Raw genomic sequence first — 18,259 nt, forward strand, 5'->3', positions numbered from 1 at the left:
GTTGACCCTGTTTATCTCCGTGATTAGCCTCTTTACCTTGTTGTTATGGCTCGGCCCCCCTGGTGAGTGGGGAAACTAGAGCTCCTAGGAGCTTTTACTTCGATACCCAGGTCTTTGGGCCAGAAATGATTCTTTGGCAACATAGACTTATCTAATGAGCGTAATGACCAGCATTCAAGCACCGACTCAGTTTGCCGAGATTATGCACCGCGTGCGAAACGCAGGGTTACTTGAGAAAAAGCCAAGCTTTTACATCATTCGCCTAATTGCAATCTCCATCATTTCGGCAGGCCTTTGGGTCCTGGGTGGTTACATCTCCACGTTGGTGGATCAAAGCACAATCTTTATTCTTCTGGCTTTCTTGGTTGTGGGGCTACTAGGTATTGTCTCGGCTCAATACGGCTTTATTGCTCACGAGGCAGCACACAGACAGATCTTCCGCAGCAATAAAGCCAACGACTGGTTTGGTTTGGTGTTGGCCAATCTTTTCGCGGGTCTAAGTTATGGATTCTGGCTTCGCAAGCACAACAAGCACCACCAAAAGCCAAACCAAATCGGCGAAGACCCAGACATTGCCATCAGAGTCTTAAGCTTCACTCCCGAGTCAAGGGATTCCAAAAAAGGCATAGAGCGCTGGCTCACCGAGCGTCAGGGCTATTTGTTCCCATTGCTACTTCTGTTTACTGGCTTTGACTTGTTGGTCGACAGCTTTGCTGGCTTGAAATACAAAGAGCGCAAGATCGGAACTAGGTTCTTGGAATTTGGTTTGATGATGGTTCGCCAGATTGCTCCTTATGTGATCTTTGCAATTTTGTTTGGCTGGGCCTGGGCCATAGCGCTGTGGTTTTTCATGATGATGATCTTTGGATTCTTTATGGGAGCAGCCTTTGCTCCGAATCATAAGGGAATGCCACTGGTTGAAAAAGACGCCAAGATTGACTTCTTTACAAGACAGGTTCTAACCAGCAGAAACATCAGAGGAAGTTGGCTAACAGACAATCTAATGGGTGGCCTGAACTACCAAGTTGAGCATCACCTGTTTCCTTCGATGGCAAGACCTTATCTAAAAAGAGCACACAAGATTGTGCTCGATTACTGCAAAGAGAACTCCGTGACACTTGTTGAGATGAATTTACTTTCTAGCTACGTGGCCATTATGAAGTATCTAAACAATGTTGGTCTAAGTAACAACTCAGACCCGTTTGTTTGCCCGATGGTTGCAACTCTGAGGCCAAGAAACTAGAAGTTGCGTTTTACTGCTAAGGGTGAGCTCTAGATGGCAAATTCACAACAGCTGAGAATGGCAATTATTGGCGCTGGAATCATTTCCCAGTCCATCCACATCCCATCCATGTTCAGGGCTGGAATAACTCTTTCTGCCGTATGCGACCTCTCACCGTCTAGAGCCAAAGAGGTCGCTACAAAATACGCCGTCAAGGGCTTTAGTGACCCCAGGCAGATACTGGACGATCCGGAAATTGATGCCGTCTTGATTGCCACCTCCGGCTCCCATGCGGAATTGACAATTGCTGCACTGGAAGCCGGGAAGCACGTTCTGGCTGAGAAGCCACTGGCTCTTAACTCCAAGGAGCTAGATGCAATCGAAGTGGCGCAAAAGCAAAGCGGAAAGATTCTGCAAATCGGCTACATGAAAATGTATGATCCTCTAGCTCAGCGAGCAGCCCAAGAAATTGCACTACTAAAGGACATAAGGCTGGTTCGTGTCACTGTGTCTCACCCAGCAGATGCGCCACAGATTGCCCACTTGAGACTAAAGCCACCACTGGACGACGCTGACATCAAAGAAATTGAACGTGCCAGGCAGTATGAAATGGAACAGACCGAAATCGCCTTCCCAGGTGCTCCGGAGATTGTGCGGGCTTTCTATAAAAACATCATTCAGGGTTCCTTGATCCACGAAACCAGCATGCTGCGCGGCTTGGGCTTCCAGCTCCCCACTGTCTGGCAAGCTGAAGTTTTTCCTGAACTTTCCGGAACTACTCCGTCTTCGATTCTTGCGGTTGGGAAAATGAAGGACATCAGGTTTATCTTGAGCTGGAACTGGCTACCTGAATACCCAGAATATGACGAGGAGCTTAAAGTACTAGCTTCCAACGGACGATTGGAATATCACTTAGCCAAGCCTTACGTCTTGGAAGAGCGCAGCAGGCTGACAGTTTTCAAACACGACTTACACGAAAGACAAGACACTACTTATACGCAGATAAATGAAACTGGATTTCTACGCCAGCTTCTAGCTTTCAAGGATTCGGTAATTAACGGCACCGAGGTAATTTCGAATCTAGCTGGAGTAAGAAAAGACCTTGCAGTGCTTGAAGCGATCACCCGCTCAATCATTGACTCCCAACAGAACTGATTCTCGACCGCAACTAGATGGCCTGTGTAGACTGGAAAGGCCTCCAACCCAGGCACACTCGCCTTCGTAGCTCAGTGGATAGAGCAAGAGCCTTCTAATCTCTTGGTCGCAGGTTCGATTCCTGCCGAGGGCACATAGTGCGTTTGATCTTTCATCAGACGCAACCAAGGCACCCGACAAGTCGGGGAAGAAGCGACGAACGCCGGGCAGCCAAAAACACATCAATAATCTTGGGACTTTGCAACGGCTCTGCAATAATTGACATTGGCTTAGATTGGTATTAGAGTGTGGACCAATCGAGTTCCAATGTTGAAAGGCGATTTCTGTGGCTGCTGCCCTTAGTTTAGACGCCCTTGGCGAAATCCAAGTTGACGCCGACAGCCCCGTTCCCGTCTATTACCAGCTCTATGAAAACCTGCGGTCCCAACTTGGCACGGAGCAGTTTCCCAGCGGCAGCAAGCTCGCCACGGAACGCACTATTGCAGAACTTGTTGGTGTCAGCCGCCAAACGGTGCGTCAGGCATTTGCTCGACTCGAACGCGAAGGCCTCATTTTTCGGCGTCAAGGAGATGGCACCTACGTCTCTGAACCCCGAGTCGAAGGAAGCCTGCGCTTTCTCAAAGGGTTCACAACCGAGTTGACGGATCGGGGGCTCCGCGTTCGCAGCCTTGTGCTCGATTTGCGTTTGGTGACCCCGCCGACGATGGTAAGCGATGCTCTTGGACTGTCGTCGAGCAAGGATGGCGCCGTAATGCTGCGCCGCGTTCGCTCGCTTGACGGACTCCCGGTGAGCCTCGAAACCGTATGGCTGCCCGCGGACCTCTGTAGCTCGCTACTTGGACTTAATATGACCGATCGTTCGCTCTACGCAACGCTGCGCGACATGCTAAACATCGAGCCAAAGCAAGCAAGCGAGCGCCTTACCGCAACCGTGCTCGACGAATTTGAGGCTGGTGAGCTCGATCAGAACCCCGGGCAACCAGCCTTGCTCGTTGAGCGGACGACTAGAGACGCGGCGGGCCGCTGCATCGAAGTCGTCAAAACACTGCTTCGTGCCGACCGATTCTCGTTAACGGCCGAACTAGAACTCGAACGGGCCGCTGTTATGCAAGTGACCTCAATCGAGTGACGCAATATCCGTAATCAATCCCAAAGGAGGGACACTATGAACAAATCAACTACTGCAAGTTCGCAGGGCAAAAAGAAAAAAAACTACTTCACCCCGAAGAGGATTGCCCGTGTCGCAATTCTCGTGGCGCTGAGCGCCGTCGGAGCCTTCATTAAGCTACCGAGCCCCACGGGCACCGTTGCTCTTGACTCGGCGCCAGGATTCCTTGCCGCGGCTGCGTTCAGTCCAGGTGAGGGAGCCATCGTCGGCATGCTTGGCCACATGTTCTCTGCTCTCATTACTGGATTCCCGCTCGGTTTGCCAATCCACATTCTCGTTGCTGTCGCAACGATTGTTTGGGTGGGGCTCTTTGGTCTCGTCGCCCGCAAAATCAACATCTGGGTCGCTATTCCGGTTGCTATTTTGCTCAACGGAGTCGGTGGAGCAGCGTTGCTTATCCCGATCTACGGACTGGGCATTTTCGCAACTCTCGTGTTGCCGCTTCTTGTCGGTTCGACGATCAACGTGGTGATTGCCGTGGCTGTCGTCAAGGTACTCGACCTCACTGGTCTAAGTGAAAACCCGCGCAAGGGGAAGAAGGCCGAACCGCTCGCCGCACCAAACGCTGAGTAGCAATTTCATGACGAGTGTCCCCGTGCTGCCCGTGAGCAGCATCCGTGATTTGACTATCCTCGATATTGGGGATGGTCGGGTCGTAATCATCGCGTGTGACTCCGTCGGGTCGATCGGCCCGAAGCCCCACGATGTGTTTGCGGCATCGGCCGCGCTGACCGCGCATTGCGCGCTGCGAGTGCCCTTGCTCGAACTCATCGCGGCTGGCGGTCAACCCGAAGTAATCATCAACGCCCTCAGCGTGGAGATGGAGCCGACGGGTGCAGCGATGATTGCCGAGTTCCGCCGCGTGGCCAGCACTATTGGCCTTAGTGCGGAGCGGGTAACGGGCAGCACGGAGGACAACGTTCCAACAATGGCGACAGGCGTTGGCGTCACCGTAATCGGCAGCGCCATGCGGTCCGAATTGAGGGCAGGTCGCGGCAACGCTGGGGATGTAGTGCTTGTGCTCGGCGCCCCAACCTCGGCACCGGGCGACGACATCACCATGGAAGACGAACGGATGGTGGCGATCTCCACCCTCAGCGATGTGGTCGCGATCGATGGAGTGCACGACGCACTCCCGGTTGGTTCGCACGGACTGGCCTGGGAGCTCAAACTACTCGCCGCTACCGCCGGACTAACCTTTGAGGAAGCGGAGCACGGCTGGGACATGACCAAGAGCGGCGGGCCAGCCAGTTGCGTGCTCGTTGCCGTAGACCCTGCCGATGTTGACTCTGTGCTGGCAGTGTTGCCAGCATCCCTTCCGCACACAACCCTGGGAGTGCTGCGATGACAATCCAGAGCATTCAAGCGCGTAACCTGAGTTTCAGTTATGAAAAAAGTGATGCGTGGCAATTGAGCAACGTCTCGATATCGATAGCGAACGGTGAGCGCGTTGCCATCATGGGGGCGACCGGTGCAGGCAAGTCGACTCTTGCCATGGCAATCAACGGTCTCGTTCCTCATCACCACGAAGGGCAAATCTCAGGTGAGATGCTCATCGAGGGAATGATCACAGCCAACCACGATGTAATCGACATCGTTCGCCGCGTCGGCCTAGTGATGCAAGACCCGGAGACGCAAATCACGGGACAGACCGCGCTGGCCGATGCCGCAGTCGGTCCGGCCAACTTTGGGCTGCCGCGCGACGTCGTGCTCGCTAAAGCGCAGGCAGCGCTCGCTCTCGTTGGCATGGGCGATCTTGCCGACCGGGACACCAACCGCATGTCGGGAGGTCAAAAGCAGCGCCTCGTTGTGGCTGGCGTCATCGCCATGGATTCCAGCATCCTCGTGCTCGACGAGCCAACGAGTGAGCTCGACCCACAAGGCACTGCTGAAGTCTTCGGTATCGTCCGCTCGCTCTCGAAAGATAACGAAACCACGATCGTGCTGATCGAGCACGAACCGGAACTCATCGCCGATTGGGCTGATCGCCTCCTCGTGCTGAACCACGGTCGGCTGCTATTCGACGGCGCACCGGTGGACTTCTTCGGCAACGAAAGTCTGCTGGCTACAGCTGGCCTTCGGCCGCCGCAAGTTACCTCGGCTGCCCTGGCCCTCTCGGACGCCGGGCGCTACTCGGGTGATCTTCCCATCACCTTGAAGGGCGGCATCGACTCATTGCCGCGCTGGGATGCCACAACGGCCAAAGAGCGCACGGCTCCTGAGGTGCGCCCCGAGTGCGAGATCGTGATTGAGGCCCGCGGTCTCTGCTATGTCTATCCGGGTGGGGTTACCGCTCTGGATCAGATCGACGTGTCGATCACGGCTGGGGAGTTTGTGGCAGTTCTCGGTCGCAACGGTGCGGGCAAGACCACGTTCGCGCGCCACCTCAACGGCCTGCTGCGCCCAACCTCTGGTGAGTTGCTTATTGCCGGAGAGGTTACAGAGGGTCGTGCGGTAAGTGAGCTCGCCACCACCGTCGGATACGTTTTTCAGAACCCAGACCATCAGATTTTTGCCAACAGCGTTCGTGACGAAGTCGGTTACGGATTGCGCAATCTTGGTTGGGAACCTGATCGTATCGCCGAGCGGGTAGATTCCGTGCTCGACCAAGTCGGCATGTCCGAAATGGTCGAAAAGCATCCCTTCATGCTTGGCAAGGGCGAACGACAGCGGCTAGCTGTCGCGAGCGTGCTCGCGCTTGAGCCGCGCGTGCTCGTCATCGACGAACCGACCACTGGCCAAGACTGGCTCGGCGCTCGCGCTATGATGTCGCTCGTGCGCGAGCTCAATCTAAGCGGGCACACAATCCTCATGATCACGCACGACATGACCTTGGTGGCGGAGCATGCACGTCGCGCGCTGGTCTTTGCCCATGGTTCTCTCATCGCCGACGAGGCACCACACGATCTCTTTGGTCGCGCTGACTTGCTGAAACTCGGCTCCCTTGTTGCGCCACAGGTCACGACCCTGGCTGCCGCGCTTGGATGCCCAAGCGCAGTGACGACGCTCGATGAGTTTCGGGCGCAGTGGGGACTGGGAGCGCTCGCATGAGATTCGAATACCAGCCAGGCACGACTCTGTTACATCTCCTTGATGTGAGGGTAAAGCTATTGGGCTTCACCGCCGCCCTCATCGTGACTTTTCTTTTCAGCCACTGGCTGCCCAACTTATTGCTCGCACTAGTTGCTGCGGCGCTCGTGCTCTGGGCGCGCATCGGCGTGCGAGGGCTACTCAAGCTCTTGGCGCCGCTGAGCTTCATCGTGGTAATCGTTGCCGCGTTCGCGGCTTTCGGTTTTGCACCTAGCGAAACGACCGACCCAGCCTATGCCGTCGTCATTTTAAGCCTGCCAAATGGGACGATGCCGCTCACCCTCGCGGGAGTCTCTTATGGAGTGAGTCTCGGCATGCGCATCCTTACCATGGTCATGCTCACGACGCTGTTACTCATCGTGACGCCGATTGATGACTTCGTTGCCGCGATGCGTCAGGTGAGCGTTCCACACTTCATCGTATTTATCGTCATGACGGCATTGCGGTTCATCCCGACAATGCAGCATCGCGCAGAGCAAGTGCTCGACGCACAGCGAGCTCGCGGTGCCACGATCGATCAAGGCGGAATGATTCGACGGGTTCGGGCCTACATTCCGGTCATGGTACCTCTGCTCACGAGTGGCATTCGCATGTCTGACGATCTGGCTGCCGCCATGATCAATCGCGGCTACGGTGCAACCAAACGCCCGACGGCGCTCATGACGCTGCGAGCAAGACCCATTGACTATGTGGCTGTTGCCGGAATTCTTGCGATTCTCGGTGTTGTCATTTGGCTGCGCACAACCGGGCTCTGGGTGCTATGACCTCGCCCGCCGTCCACACCAACCGAGGGAATAAGATGACCGAAACGACTAACGAGACCAAGACAGTACAATTGCGCGACCGAATTCTCGGTTCTTTCTACGGGGTGGCTCTTGGTGATGCCATGGGCATGCCCAGTGAGCTGTGGCCACGCGAACGCGTCTTGACCCATTTCGGCGAGATCACCGGCTTTCTGCCAGGCCCCGACGGCCACTTCGTTGTGGATGGATATGTCGCCGGTCAAGTGACGGACGACACCCAACAGACGCTCATGCTTGCGGGCGCAATCATCGCCGATAACGGCGCTGTCGCTGCAGAGACTGTCGCACAACACATGGTGGCGTGGGCAGACCGCGTCGGCGCCAGCGAAGGCTACTTTCTCGGCCCGAGTTCGGCTAAAGCTATTGATGCTTTGCGCAATGGCGCCTCCCCGTGGGACACCGGCACGACCGGAGAGACAAACGGGGCATCGATGCGGATCGCTCCAGTCGGAATTCTCATGCCGAGCACCAATCTCGAGACTCTCGTTGATCGCGTTGAGGCCGCATGCGTACCGAGCCACCACACCGACGTTGCAATTAGCGGTGCAAGCCTGATTGCCGGGGTTGTTGCGGCGGCCATCGATAGCACGAAGAGCGATGCAATCGACGAACGCATCGACGCCGTACTCGAGGTCGGCTATGCGGCAGCGGCACTGGGCTTTGAGCGAGGAAACCGGGTCGTTGCGGGCTCCATCGCGGCGAAGGCGCGACTCGCAGTATCCATCGCTCGCAAAGCGACCACCGACACCGAGTTCTTGCAAGAGCTCTATGACGTGATCGGTGCGAGCGTCGCGACGACCGACTCTGTGCCTTGCGCTGTCGGTCTGTTTGTGAGGTCTCAAGGCAACCCCGTGCGTTCGGCTTTACTCGCCGCGAACCTCGGCGGCGACACCGACACGATCGGTGCCATCGCGGGGGGCATGTGCGGGGCATTCTCGGGCTTTGCTGTCATTCCGGCCGAATATATCGACAAGCTCAACGAGGTAAACGACCTTGGTTTCGAAGACGTCGCAGACGCCTTCGTCGCTTTTCGATCCGCAGCGGCGCGCTAGGCGGTCTCCTCGAGGTCGTGCGCGACGAGCGTGTAGAAGCTTGCAAATAGCCCGCTATCTTCGGGGCGCAGGCGGCGGACCGAAAGACCTGGCCCTTCTAGTCTCGAGCAACTTCCTGTTGCCGTTGCGGAAGTCCTCGTGGAATCATTACCGCTACGCCACGGGGCGTCGAAGTGCTTTGGTAACCTATGCAATGTTTGGAGTACGTTTGTAAGAACCGCACCAGACGAGAACTTTAAGCGTGACTTAGTTCGAGTAGGAGTTTGCAGCGCGGTAACACCACACGGACTTCGACACCATGCTGCAAGTTACCATGCAAAAGTTGGTGCGAACCTGCCTAAACTTAAGGAGTAGCTGGGGGACTCGAGCACTCTGGCAGCGACTCGCTACTTGCATTCGACAGATCGCACAGAAAAGCTTGTAGAAAAGATGCCTATGACCCTAAAGGTTGTCTAGGACGGAAAACGAAAAATAGTTACCCCGTCTCTTCGACCTAGGGAAAACTTGTTGTTCGCCGTGTAAGCTCGAAAAGTGATAGCTTCGCTACCTGGTTTTTTCACCGGACTTTCTCTGATTATTGCAATCGGTGCCCAAAACGCATTTGTTATCCGGCAAGGACTAACAAGAAAACACGTTGTCCTTGTTGTTGCTATATGTGCCGTTTCTGATGCAGCTCTAATTGTCTTGGGTGTTGCAGGGCTTGGAGCACTAATCTCAGGCCTTCCTTGGTTACTGGAGATTATTCGCTGGTTTGGCGTTTTATACCTGACATGGTTTGGCATCAGGTCCCTAAGATCTGCTTTCAAGGTTCAGGTGCTAGATGCTTCGGGGGTTCAAAGCGGCAGTGGAAAGAATGTTGTCTTGTCCGTTCTTGGCTTTACTTTCTTGAATCCCCATGTTTACTTGGACACCGTGATTTTGCTTGGCTCGATTGGCAATCAATTTGGACCAGATAAGTGGTGGTTTGCCCTTGGGGCTGTGGTCTCAAGCTTTGTCTGGTTTAGTTCAATCGGCTTCGGGGCCAAGGCAGCTTCCAGGTTCATGTCCAAACCGGTTTTCTGGAAGGTGCTCGACATTCTCATTGCGGTTGTGATGTTTAGCATCGCAATATTGCTGGCCTTCTATAGCTTTTAGGGTGGTTTTGGCTGGTGGCTAGTACCATGAGTAAATGCGCAAAATTCTAGGTCTCACCCGCTACGCGGTAATTGTTCCTTCAATAGCCTCCATCATCGGAGCATTGTTGTTGATGGCTCAGGGGTCTATTTCAATCATGATGGTAATAGCTGATGCAGTGCTAAACGATGCATATCTCAAAGACACTATCGTTGACGTCCTGACGGCAGTAGATGCCATCCTGCTTGGAACAGTGCTTCTTGTTATTGGTTATGGACTATACGAATTGTTTGTAGACACCAGGCTCGAAGTTCCCGCCTGGCTTCAGGTTCTAGACCTCGATGATCTAAAGTCAAAACTCATTGGAGTCGTCGTAGCAATCATCGCCGTGGTCTTCGTGGGTGTGTTTGTGGATGCAAACCGAGCCTCTGACGTTGTTTCCTACGGACTAGGTGCTGGAGCTCTGGTAGCGGGATTGGCGCTATTTGCCTACGCAACTCGTAAAGATGGGGCAGCAAAGAAGCCAACCAAGAGCTAGTTAGCCTGTCATTGGGGCAACTATTCCAAAAATTTTGTTTTTTGGTGTTTTATCGGCCATTTTTATGGAAACATAGTACTTCAACATCTAATCAGCAATTGGGGTGAATCGAAACAGGTCCTTGGAAGTAATCCTGCTGTTTTCTCTCATACTCATTAATGGCCTTCTTGCCATGTCAGAGGTTGCTCTACTTACCTCAAAACGCGCCAAGCTTTCGGCGATGGCCGCACGTGGCAAGAAATCTGCTGAAGTGGCTATTCGAATCAGTGAAGACCCAACCCAGTTTCTTTCCACAATACAAATAGGTATTACCTCGATTGGCCTACTGAGTGGAATCGTGGGAGAGTCCATCTTTGCTAGGCCACTGGCTATTTGGCTTCAAAGTGTTGGAGTACTTGACGGGGTAGCAGATGTATCAGCCACAGTCGTCGTTGTGCTGATAGTCACCTTTATTGCCATCACGGTCGGGGAGCTAGTTCCAAAGCGAATCGGCCAGTCCAACCCCGAGCAGATCGCAGCCGTAATTGCCACACCGATGCTTATTCTTTCGAAGGTCACTAAGCCATTTGTGGTGATTTTGACCGTCACCACAAACACACTTCTTCGACTCTTTGGTGTCGGTAAGCACAAAGAAGCCACCGTAACCGAGGATGAGATCGAGGCGATCTTGGACGAGGGTTCGGTTGCTGGTTTGATTGAAGACCAAGAGCGCGAATTGGTGAAAAACGTCTTCCGCCTGGACGATAGAAAACTGGGCTCCTTGATGGTTCCTAGATCAGAAATCGTGTTTGTTGACATCAATGATCCTGAGGCCGAGAGTTTCAATCTGATTGCTCAGTCGGTTAGGTCAAGGATTCCAGTGTGTGATGGCGGCTTGGATTCGATCATCGGAGTTTTGAGTGCCAAGACTGCGCTTTCAACCGTTGCCAGAGGAGAAAAGCTCAGCCTGCAAGACAACCTGGAGCCACCGCTATATGTTCCTGAGACTCTTACTGGAATGGACCTACTGGATCAGTTCAAAGAATCCCGCACCCACATCGCCTTTGTGGTTGATGAGTATGGTGGCCTAGAGGGTCTTGTCACCATTCAGGACATCTTCGACACTTTGATTGGTGAAATTGTCACCGAAGGTGAAGAAGCTACCGATCCGGTTCAACGAGACGATGGTTCATGGCTGTTCGAAGGAGATACTTCGATTCCTGAAATTAAGGACTGCCTTGTTATTGATGAGCTACCTGAGCAAGACAAGGGTCGCTACCACACCGTCAGTGGACTCATCTTGTTACTACTGGGCAAGATGCCAGTAGCTGGCGATAGCGTAGTTCTCCAGGATTGGAAGCTAGAGGTTGTTGACATGGATGGCCGTCGAATCGACAAGATTCTCGCTACCCGAATTATCTAGCAGCTAACTAGTTAGTTAGTGCCCGATCAAAAAAGCCCGATAGTAAATCCGCGTATCGCTGGGTCTCCGTAAGCATTCCCTCGGTGTGGTCAGAGCCCTCAAAGGTTTCAAGTGTGATATCTGATCCCTGCTGCTTGGCGTAGTCATAGAAGTCCACCGATGACTGGTAGGCCAGTCGCTGGTCTATATCCCCATGCAGAATAAGCATCGGTCTGTCTCCGGCAGCTTCAATTCCCTGCATTACTGAAGTCTCGGTCAGGTTCACACCGTGAAATAGTTGAGCGGAGATTTGAGCCAGTTGCCATAAGAAACCGGGAAAGCCCTGAAACTCAACTTCTTTTGTGGCGGCAGCATTGAAATCAAAGATTGTTCCCTCCATTGCAAACGCTGAGACATTCTCTGTCTTGGCGGGAAGCAGTGAGGTTGCTACCGCCCCGCCGGAAACCCCAAACATGCCAAGAGATACTGGCTTGACACCCTTGGTTTCAACTAGCCAGTCAGCGACCGCCGCAAAGTCAGTGGATTCTTCTTGACCGGCCGAGTGACGACCATCGGTGCAGGTGGATTCTCCGGTGTCACGCATGTCGACTAGTAGAACTTGGAAGCCATCTTTTACCAGCATGGCACTTGGAAGCAGCGCGTTGAAATCTCTTCGTGAAGTGCCAATACCGTGAGTCACGATCACTGTTTTTCCATTTGAAACCTCTGGCTCAATCCACCAGGCTGAAAGAGTTACTTCTTCGCTGACCGGTATCTCAACCGCTTCATAGTTGTTATCAGTTAGCCACCAAGCGCTTAGATCGTAGTCAACCCACTTATCCCAACCGGCTCCCGGAAAAGGACCGTTTCCAGAAGCTGGGGTATAAAAAGCCTCAGGGGAGTTTGCTAAATCGTCCTCGTTTATTGCACATGGAACCACGGTTCCTGAGGTGTAAACGTATTCACCGGCGGCTAGTGCGCCACCGGAAACTATGACAACTAAAACTCCGGCTGTTATTGCTATCCACTTTGATGCGCGCATTACAAAATGTTAGCACCGAGAAGTTTGATTTAGGCCCTAGACATCGCTTCTTTGAGAGCATCCAGCCCTAAGCCACCGAGGTTCAGCGCCGTTGAGTGGAACTTCTTCATATCGAACTCGGAACCCTTGCGAGCTTGGTAGTCGTCCCTGATTTGCTCCCAAATACGCTGACCAATTTTGTAACTTGGGGCTTGGCCAGGCCAACCAAAGTATCTGGTGACCTCAAAGCGAACAAACTCTGGACTCATGTTCACGTTCTTGGACATGAACTCCAGAGCGTAGTCAAAGTCCCAAACGCCCGTTCCGTCCAGTTTTGGCTTTCCTAGGTGCACTCCAATATCCAGCACGACTCGAGCAGCTCGCATTCGCTGGCCATCGAGCATTCCAAGGCGATCGGCAGGAGTTGCTAGGTAGCCAAGCTCATCCATCAACCTCTCGGCGTAGAGAGCCCAACCCTCACCGTGGCCTGAAGTCCAGGAAGCCAAGCGACGCCAGTCGTTTAGAGTTTCGCGTATATACGTAGCTTGTGCTACCTGAAGGTGGTGACCTGGAACACCTTCGTGATAAACGGTTGTGGTTTCTCGCCAGGTGTCAAAATATTCGACACCTTCGGGCACCGACCACCACATTCTTCCTGGCCTAGAAAAATCATCGCTTGGACCGGTGTAGTAGATTCCACCATGTTTGGTTGGGGCAATCATGCATTCGAGCTTTCTAAGAGGCTCTGCGATGTCAAAATGCGTCTTTCCAAGATCCTCAATAGCCTTATCGCTTAGGTGCTGCATCCACTTCTGCAATTCATCGGTGCCATGCAGCTTGGTTTTTGGGTCTTTCTCCAAATGAGCAATCGCCTCTGCAACGCTTGCTCCAGGAAGAATCTCGTCAGCAACAGCTTCTTGCTCGGCTACCACGCGGGCTAGTTCTTCGATACCCCACTTGTAGGTCTCATCGAGATCAATTTCTGCACCTAGGAAACTCTTGCTAAGTAATCGGTATCTTTCTCGACCGATAGCGTCTTGCTCGCTGGCCTTTGGCAACATGCCTTTTAGAAAATCTCCAAATGCCGCGTAGGCAGCGGTGGCGACTTGAGCAGCAGCAACTAATTCCTCGCGCAGGGCTGTCGAGAGCTTGTGATCGGCTGTGGCGCCTTTGGCAAATTCATGGAAAAAACCCTCAGGCTGATTAATCTGCCCTACTTGGGTTATCACCTCTTGGAGCTGGCGCTTAGCTGGTCCGTCACCTTTTCCAAATCCAATCGCTAGCGTCTTCTGGTACCCGTTCAGGGCATCCTTGACTTTTCGCATTCTTGAGGCAAGGTTTTCCCAGTCGGTAACGGTGGCGGTTGGGGAGATATCAAATACATCCCTGATGCCTTGGGCAGGAGATGCGATGTTATTCAAGTCTCTATATTGCAATCCGGCGGCGTGGAACTCGATGTCCAGAATTAGCTGCTGGCTAAGGGCGTCCTTGGTTACTTGGTCGACATCATCTTGTGGTTCTAAGGCTTGAAGGGCCGCAAGGGTCGATTGGTCTAATTTCAGATCTCGCTCAATGGCCTCAGGGGAGTAATCGTCCATGTCAGCTGCTCCCGAGACCAGACCGATACTGGTCGCAAAACTTGGATAGTTTGATGCCAGAGACGCTAGGTAGCTATCTGCCAGATTGTCTATCGCGGACTTCTCTCTCATGACTATCTATTCCGCTCTTACTTACTCTTTCTAGTCGCTGCAATAACGCTCACAACCGCTGAAACCGCAATAGAGGCAACAATTACCCCAAGGGATGTGAAGCTATCTATGTCGGGAGCCCACTCAATGTGTTGACCACCGTTGATAAATGGCAGCTCATTCTCATGCATCGCATGCGTGATTAGCTTGAAACCAATAAAAGCCAAAATAAATGAGATCCCGTACTTCAAGTATTCAAGCCGATCGAGTAGTCCACCCAGCAAGAAGTACAACTGGCGAAGACCCATCAGCGCAAACAGGTTTGCTGTAAACACAATAAAGGGATCTGTCGTAATGCCAAAGATTGCCGGGATGGAGTCAAAGGCGAACATGACATCTGTCATGGCAAGGGCTGCAAACACCACAAGCATCGGCGTAAAGGCCCTGCGGCCATTCACGACGGTGGTTAGCTTTGCCCCATCAAAGTCGTCTGAAACATGAACTCTCTTTCGAAGCAGTTGAACTAGCTTCGATTCCGTCTGGTGCTCATCCTCGTGGGTACGAAATGCCTGGTGGTAAGCGGTGTAAAGCAAAAACACACCAAAAATGTAAAATATCCAGCTGAATTGTTCAATGAGTGCTGCTCCAACCAAAATGAACAACCCTCGAAGCACCAGAGCCATAATGATTCCAACCATCAGTACTTGCTGCTGATAGATCTTGGGAACGGCAAATCTGGACATAATTAACACGAACACAAACAAGTTATCAATCGATAACGAGTATTCGGTTAGATATCCTGCTATGAACTCGGTTGCTCTCAGTTGTCCAAACACCGACCAGAGGATTGCCGCAAAAGCCAGAGCCAGTCCGGCGTAGAATCCCACCCAAGCAGTTGATTCCTTGGTGGAAGGGGTGTGTGGTCTCTTCACTGCAAGAACTAGATCTGCTATCAAGATCGCCAGTAGGACACCAGACGAAATTGCCTGGAACCAGAAATATGAGGGAGTTTCCATAATTGCTTAATTCTAAGGGCGTTATTTAGATCTAGAGAGCAACTTTCTAAGCACCCCAATAGCCGAAGTTGACCAAAGTGCCCAGACAACCAATAGGGGCTGGAAAAACAGGCGAGTCAACCTGGCCTGGTCAGTAGATAAACCAAACGCGTCAATACCCTCGACGTATTGGTTGATATTGCCGGGAAAAATAGCAATAAAAAAAGCTGCTGTTGCAAGACCAAAATAAGCACTTACCCTTCCGCCCGATAACAGACCAAGGCCGAGAATAATTTCAACAGCACCAGAAGCCAGAACTACAAAGTCTGGATCAAGTGGTAGCCATAGCGGAACTTGGGCCTGGAACTCTTGGCGTGAAAAAGTGAGGTGACCGATTCCTGCGTAAACGAGGGCGGCACCAAGTGCCCCCCTCGCCAGCAGTCGAGCTATTTTCAATATGTTTTTCTAGGCGGTTAGGGCCGGAATGATTGCTCCGGAGAACACTTGCCAAGCAAGAATGCTCTTGGCTACCAAAGAAAGAGTGATGTAAGTTCTTTCTCCCTTTAGGTAGTTTGCCCATGATCCCCACTGCTTGTATTGCAATGCCTGGTTAATCGCAAATGTGTTGAAAAACACAAACAGCGAAATGATGATTCCAATGACAAATCCTGGAACCTCTGCCGCGCTAGTCGAGCCTGGCTGCAAGGTGTAGACACCAATGAGGATCCAAGGAACAATTCCAGTGATGGAACCCATGATGAATGGCAACCCTTGGCCGTTTCCAGGTGTTTCGTACTTCTCCTGCAGGGCTCCAAAGAAAATCATCGAAGCGTTGACCGCAAAGATTCCAACTAGTGCAGAAAAGTCTGAGATTCCAGTTAGCTGAGCAATCAGCCAAATCATTACCGATGAGCTCAGTGAGTACTCGACCCAACGGAAGTAGTTGCGGTTTTGCTTCAAACCTTTGGAGTACTTTCCAAAGAACTGGGGGGAAGAAATCAAGAAGTGGAAGAAAGCCGACAATCCCAAGAAAGCCACCACTCCAATTCCTAGGTTCACTTCAAATAAGGTGACCCGCTCGGTTGGTAGCGGAGACCCTGGAGGACCTGTCATGTAATCAACGGTGGTACCAAATAGGACCTGGTTATCCAGTAGCGATAGTGCGTAGCCAAAAGCTACCGCCTGGAACAGGTGCAATAAGCCCGCAACAATGTTGTAGGTTCTTAGTCTTTTGATTTGCTCAGCAACTGAGCGTTTTTTCTGTGCCATCAGTAATACCCCTTCGTAATGGTTATCGCTTTCAGTCTAGGCTCGCGCCCGAGTTTCACTGATAAGTGAGCTAGCGCTTCTTCGCTGCCTTTCGCTTAGTTTTGGTCTTTTGTGAACCGAGATAGAAAGTAGAACCAAAGCCCAAGAGCAGGAATCCTGCTGCTGACCATGCCGCCCACTTCGCACCATCGGTGAAAGCCTCACCGGCAGCGCTTGTGATGTCCTCAGCAAGGGATTGTGGAACTTGCTGGGCAACCAACCCCTCGGTTAATCCTGGAATCGCTGATCCTGCGGAGTCGACTACCGCATCAACTATCACAACACTTTGCGCGGTTGGAACCTCAAGATCGCTAAGACGTTGTTCCATTGAAACCTGAGTTCCCGTAAACAGCAGTGTTCCAAGAACGGCAACGCCTAGCGCGGAGCCAACCTGTCTAACAGTTGACTGTGAGCCAGAGGCTTGACCGGTACTCGACATAGGAACATCAACCATGATCACACCGGTTAGTTGAGCAGTAGCTAAACCAATTCCAATTCCGTAAAGAAACAAGAGAGGGGCAAGAATAATCCAGCCGGCTTCAGTTGAGGAAAATAGTGCTACACCCAAAACTCCAATTAGCTCAAGCCCTACACCTATTTGCACTGCCCTTGCAGGCGGCAACTTGCCGCTCAGGGCACCACCAACGCCAGAGGCCATAAACGCTCCTGCAGCAAGCCAGAGCAGCACAAGGCCAGAAGAAATTGGGCTAAGGCCAAGCACGTTTTGTAGCCAAAGTGGAATTGCAAACAAAATTCCAAACTCACCCATGGAGATGATCAACGCGGCGATAGAACCATTTCTGAATGAGCCAATCTTAAATAAGCCCAGGTCCAGAAGAACGTTCCTTTTCTCGGCCTCGCGCTTTCTTTCCCAAAGCACAAACACCACAGCAGAAATCACAAAGATCAGCAGAGAAACTGGAATTACAGAAATTCCTGTAGTTGGCCAAGCGAAGTCACCAAGCATGAATTGGTTGTTGGGATTAATTTCCCACCAGCCATAAATACGGCCCTCAATTAGACCAAATACCAAAGTGGAGAACATCACAACCGAAATGGCGGCTCCGATGAAGTCAACTCCTCCAGCTCGTTGTGGTGCCTTGGACTCAGAAACGTAATAGGCAAGACCGGCCAGGATCAAAATTCCAAGAGGCAAGTTAATTCCAAAGGCCCAACGCCAGCTGAAGTCAGTTGCTAACCAGCCACCAAGCACAGGACCAACGGCAACCATTCCACCGATTGTTGCGCCCCATACAGCAAAAGCTATTCCTCGCTCTTTACCCTGGAATGTGGCATTTAGAAGCGACAGGGTTGTTGGCAAAACCATAGCTCCACCGATACCTTGGATTACTCGAGCGAGGATCAACACATCTGGTGATTCCGCAACTCCTGCCCAGACAGAGGCCAATATGAAGATTACAATTCCAATACTTAGTAGTCGCTTTCGACCAAACCTGTCTGCCAGAGAACCCCAGACCAGAAGTAGTGACGCAAAGACCAGCACATAGCTTTCCTGAACCCACTGCACTTCCGTGGAGGTAAGACTGAGGTCGTTAATAATTGAAGGAAAAATGGTGTTTACGATCGTGCCATCGATGATCACGAGAGATATGGCCATGGAGATAAAAACTAGCCCCACCCAGCGATTGCGAACTTTTGTCAATTGATTCCTGATTTCTGGTCTTTTCTAGCTGATGCATACTAGATTGCTTGGGCCACGAACTA

The 18,259-nt window shown here is 52.2% G+C and carries 17 protein-coding genes and 1 tRNA gene; 12 read left to right on the plus strand and 6 right to left on the minus strand.

The window, feature by feature from the left end; genetic code table 11:
* Positions 1-154 precede the first annotated feature (154 nt).
* The 12 genes from AC9UES_RS01245 (at position 155) to AC9UES_RS01300 (ending at position 11,543) form a co-directional block, all read left to right on the plus strand.
* Positions 155-1,243, plus strand: a complete 1,089-nt coding sequence (locus tag AC9UES_RS01245; protein ID WP_509525919.1) for a fatty acid desaturase family protein — start codon at positions 155-157, stop codon at positions 1,241-1,243.
* A 33-nt stretch (positions 1,244-1,276) separates the two neighbouring features.
* Positions 1,277-2,377: a Gfo/Idh/MocA family protein gene (locus AC9UES_RS01250; RefSeq protein WP_509525921.1), complete on the plus strand. Its 1,101-nt coding sequence runs from the start codon at positions 1,277-1,279 to the stop codon at positions 2,375-2,377.
* Between the two features lie 60 nt (positions 2,378-2,437).
* Positions 2,438-2,510 (plus strand) — tRNA-Arg (locus tag AC9UES_RS01255).
* 192 nt (positions 2,511-2,702) lie between these two features.
* Positions 2,703-3,506 carry a GntR family transcriptional regulator gene (locus AC9UES_RS01260; RefSeq protein ID WP_509525923.1) on the plus strand — a complete coding sequence of 268 codons (804 nt, stop codon included), beginning with the start codon at positions 2,703-2,705 and terminating at the stop codon, positions 3,504-3,506.
* Positions 3,507-3,542: 36 nt separating this feature from the next.
* Positions 3,543-4,118: an ECF transporter S component gene (locus AC9UES_RS01265; protein WP_509525925.1), complete on the plus strand. Its 576-nt coding sequence runs from the start codon at positions 3,543-3,545 to the stop codon at positions 4,116-4,118.
* Between the two features lie 247 nt (positions 4,119-4,365).
* Positions 4,366-4,893: a hypothetical protein gene (locus tag AC9UES_RS01270; RefSeq protein WP_509525927.1), complete on the plus strand. Its 528-nt coding sequence runs from the start codon at positions 4,366-4,368 to the stop codon at positions 4,891-4,893.
* Positions 4,890-6,596, plus strand: coding sequence for an ABC transporter ATP-binding protein (locus AC9UES_RS01275; RefSeq protein ID WP_509525929.1), 1,707 nt, complete (start codon positions 4,890-4,892; stop codon positions 6,594-6,596). The genes AC9UES_RS01270 and AC9UES_RS01275 overlap by 4 nt, the downstream gene beginning before the upstream one ends.
* Positions 6,593-7,399, plus strand: coding sequence for an energy-coupling factor transporter transmembrane component T family protein (locus AC9UES_RS01280; protein ID WP_509525931.1), 807 nt, complete (start codon positions 6,593-6,595; stop codon positions 7,397-7,399). Before AC9UES_RS01275 ends, AC9UES_RS01280 begins: the two co-directional genes overlap by 4 nt.
* Positions 7,400-7,434: 35 nt before the next feature.
* The gene (locus AC9UES_RS01285) at positions 7,435-8,490 is read left to right on the plus strand and encodes an ADP-ribosylglycohydrolase family protein (protein ID WP_509525934.1); all 1,056 of its coding nucleotides are present in this window, start codon (positions 7,435-7,437) and stop codon (positions 8,488-8,490) included.
* A 531-nt stretch (positions 8,491-9,021) separates the two neighbouring features.
* Complete coding sequence (locus AC9UES_RS01290; RefSeq protein WP_509525937.1) at positions 9,022-9,624, plus strand: LysE/ArgO family amino acid transporter; 603 nt, start codon at positions 9,022-9,024, stop codon at positions 9,622-9,624.
* Between the two features lie 34 nt (positions 9,625-9,658).
* Positions 9,659-10,141, plus strand: coding sequence for a YqhA family protein (locus AC9UES_RS01295; RefSeq protein WP_509525939.1), 483 nt, complete (start codon positions 9,659-9,661; stop codon positions 10,139-10,141).
* Between the two features lie 103 nt (positions 10,142-10,244).
* Positions 10,245-11,543: a hemolysin family protein gene (locus AC9UES_RS01300; protein WP_509525942.1), complete on the plus strand. Its 1,299-nt coding sequence runs from the start codon at positions 10,245-10,247 to the stop codon at positions 11,541-11,543.
* Between the two features lie 7 nt (positions 11,544-11,550).
* Here the strand turns inward: AC9UES_RS01300 and AC9UES_RS01305 are convergent, their stop codons facing one another.
* The 6 genes from AC9UES_RS01305 to AC9UES_RS01330 all read right to left on the minus strand — a co-directional run bounded on the left by AC9UES_RS01305 (position 11,551) and on the right by AC9UES_RS01330 (position 18,197).
* Positions 11,551-12,564 carry an alpha/beta hydrolase gene (locus AC9UES_RS01305; RefSeq protein ID WP_509525943.1) on the minus strand — a complete coding sequence of 338 codons (1,014 nt, stop codon included), beginning with the start codon at positions 12,562-12,564 and terminating at the stop codon, positions 11,551-11,553.
* A gap of 29 nt (positions 12,565-12,593) precedes the next feature.
* Positions 12,594-14,252 carry a DUF885 domain-containing protein gene (locus AC9UES_RS01310; protein ID WP_509525946.1) on the minus strand — a complete coding sequence of 553 codons (1,659 nt, stop codon included), beginning with the start codon at positions 14,250-14,252 and terminating at the stop codon, positions 12,594-12,596.
* A gap of 17 nt (positions 14,253-14,269) precedes the next feature.
* The gene (locus AC9UES_RS01315; protein ID WP_509525948.1) at positions 14,270-15,247 is read right to left on the minus strand and encodes a TerC family protein; all 978 of its coding nucleotides are present in this window, start codon (positions 15,245-15,247) and stop codon (positions 14,270-14,272) included.
* A 21-nt stretch (positions 15,248-15,268) separates the two neighbouring features.
* The gene (locus AC9UES_RS01320) at positions 15,269-15,682 is read right to left on the minus strand and encodes a DoxX family protein (protein WP_509525950.1); all 414 of its coding nucleotides are present in this window, start codon (positions 15,680-15,682) and stop codon (positions 15,269-15,271) included.
* 9 nt (positions 15,683-15,691) lie between these two features.
* Entirely contained in the window at positions 15,692-16,495 is an 804-nt protein-coding gene (gene heR / locus AC9UES_RS01325) for a heliorhodopsin HeR (protein WP_509525952.1), read from the minus strand.
* Between the two features lie 70 nt (positions 16,496-16,565).
* On the minus strand, positions 16,566-18,197 hold the full coding sequence (locus AC9UES_RS01330) for an MFS transporter (protein ID WP_509525955.1): 1,632 nt from the start codon (positions 18,195-18,197) through the stop codon (positions 16,566-16,568).
* Between the last annotated feature and the right edge of the window lie 62 nt (positions 18,198-18,259).

Origin of the sequence: Rhodoluna sp., assembly GCF_044232805.1 — a bacterium.
Taxonomy (GTDB): Bacteria; Actinomycetota; Actinomycetes; order Actinomycetales; family Microbacteriaceae; genus Rhodoluna.

Coding starts and splice junctions, on each gene's coding strand:
- AC9UES_RS01245 (WP_509525919.1), top strand. CDS start 155: ATGAGCGTAATGACCAGCATTCAAGCACCGACTCAGTTTGCCGAGATT.
- AC9UES_RS01250 (WP_509525921.1), top strand. CDS start 1,277: ATGGCAAATTCACAACAGCTGAGAATGGCAATTATTGGCGCTGGAATC.
- AC9UES_RS01265 (WP_509525925.1), top strand. CDS start 3,543: ATGAACAAATCAACTACTGCAAGTTCGCAGGGCAAAAAGAAAAAAAAC.
- AC9UES_RS01270 (WP_509525927.1), top strand. CDS start 4,366: ATGGAGCCGACGGGTGCAGCGATGATTGCCGAGTTCCGCCGCGTGGCC.
- AC9UES_RS01275 (WP_509525929.1), top strand. CDS start 4,890: ATGACAATCCAGAGCATTCAAGCGCGTAACCTGAGTTTCAGTTATGAA.
- AC9UES_RS01280 (WP_509525931.1), top strand. CDS start 6,593: ATGAGATTCGAATACCAGCCAGGCACGACTCTGTTACATCTCCTTGAT.
- AC9UES_RS01285 (WP_509525934.1), top strand. CDS start 7,435: ATGACCGAAACGACTAACGAGACCAAGACAGTACAATTGCGCGACCGA.
- AC9UES_RS01295 (WP_509525939.1), top strand. CDS start 9,659: ATGCGCAAAATTCTAGGTCTCACCCGCTACGCGGTAATTGTTCCTTCA.
- AC9UES_RS01305 (WP_509525943.1), bottom strand. CDS start 12,564: ATGCGCGCATCAAAGTGGATAGCAATAACAGCCGGAGTTTTAGTTGTC.
- AC9UES_RS01310 (WP_509525946.1), bottom strand. CDS start 14,252: ATGAGAGAGAAGTCCGCGATAGACAATCTGGCAGATAGCTACCTAGCG.
- AC9UES_RS01315 (WP_509525948.1), bottom strand. CDS start 15,247: ATGGAAACTCCCTCATATTTCTGGTTCCAGGCAATTTCGTCTGGTGTC.
- heR (WP_509525952.1), bottom strand. CDS start 16,495: ATGGCACAGAAAAAACGCTCAGTTGCTGAGCAAATCAAAAGACTAAGA.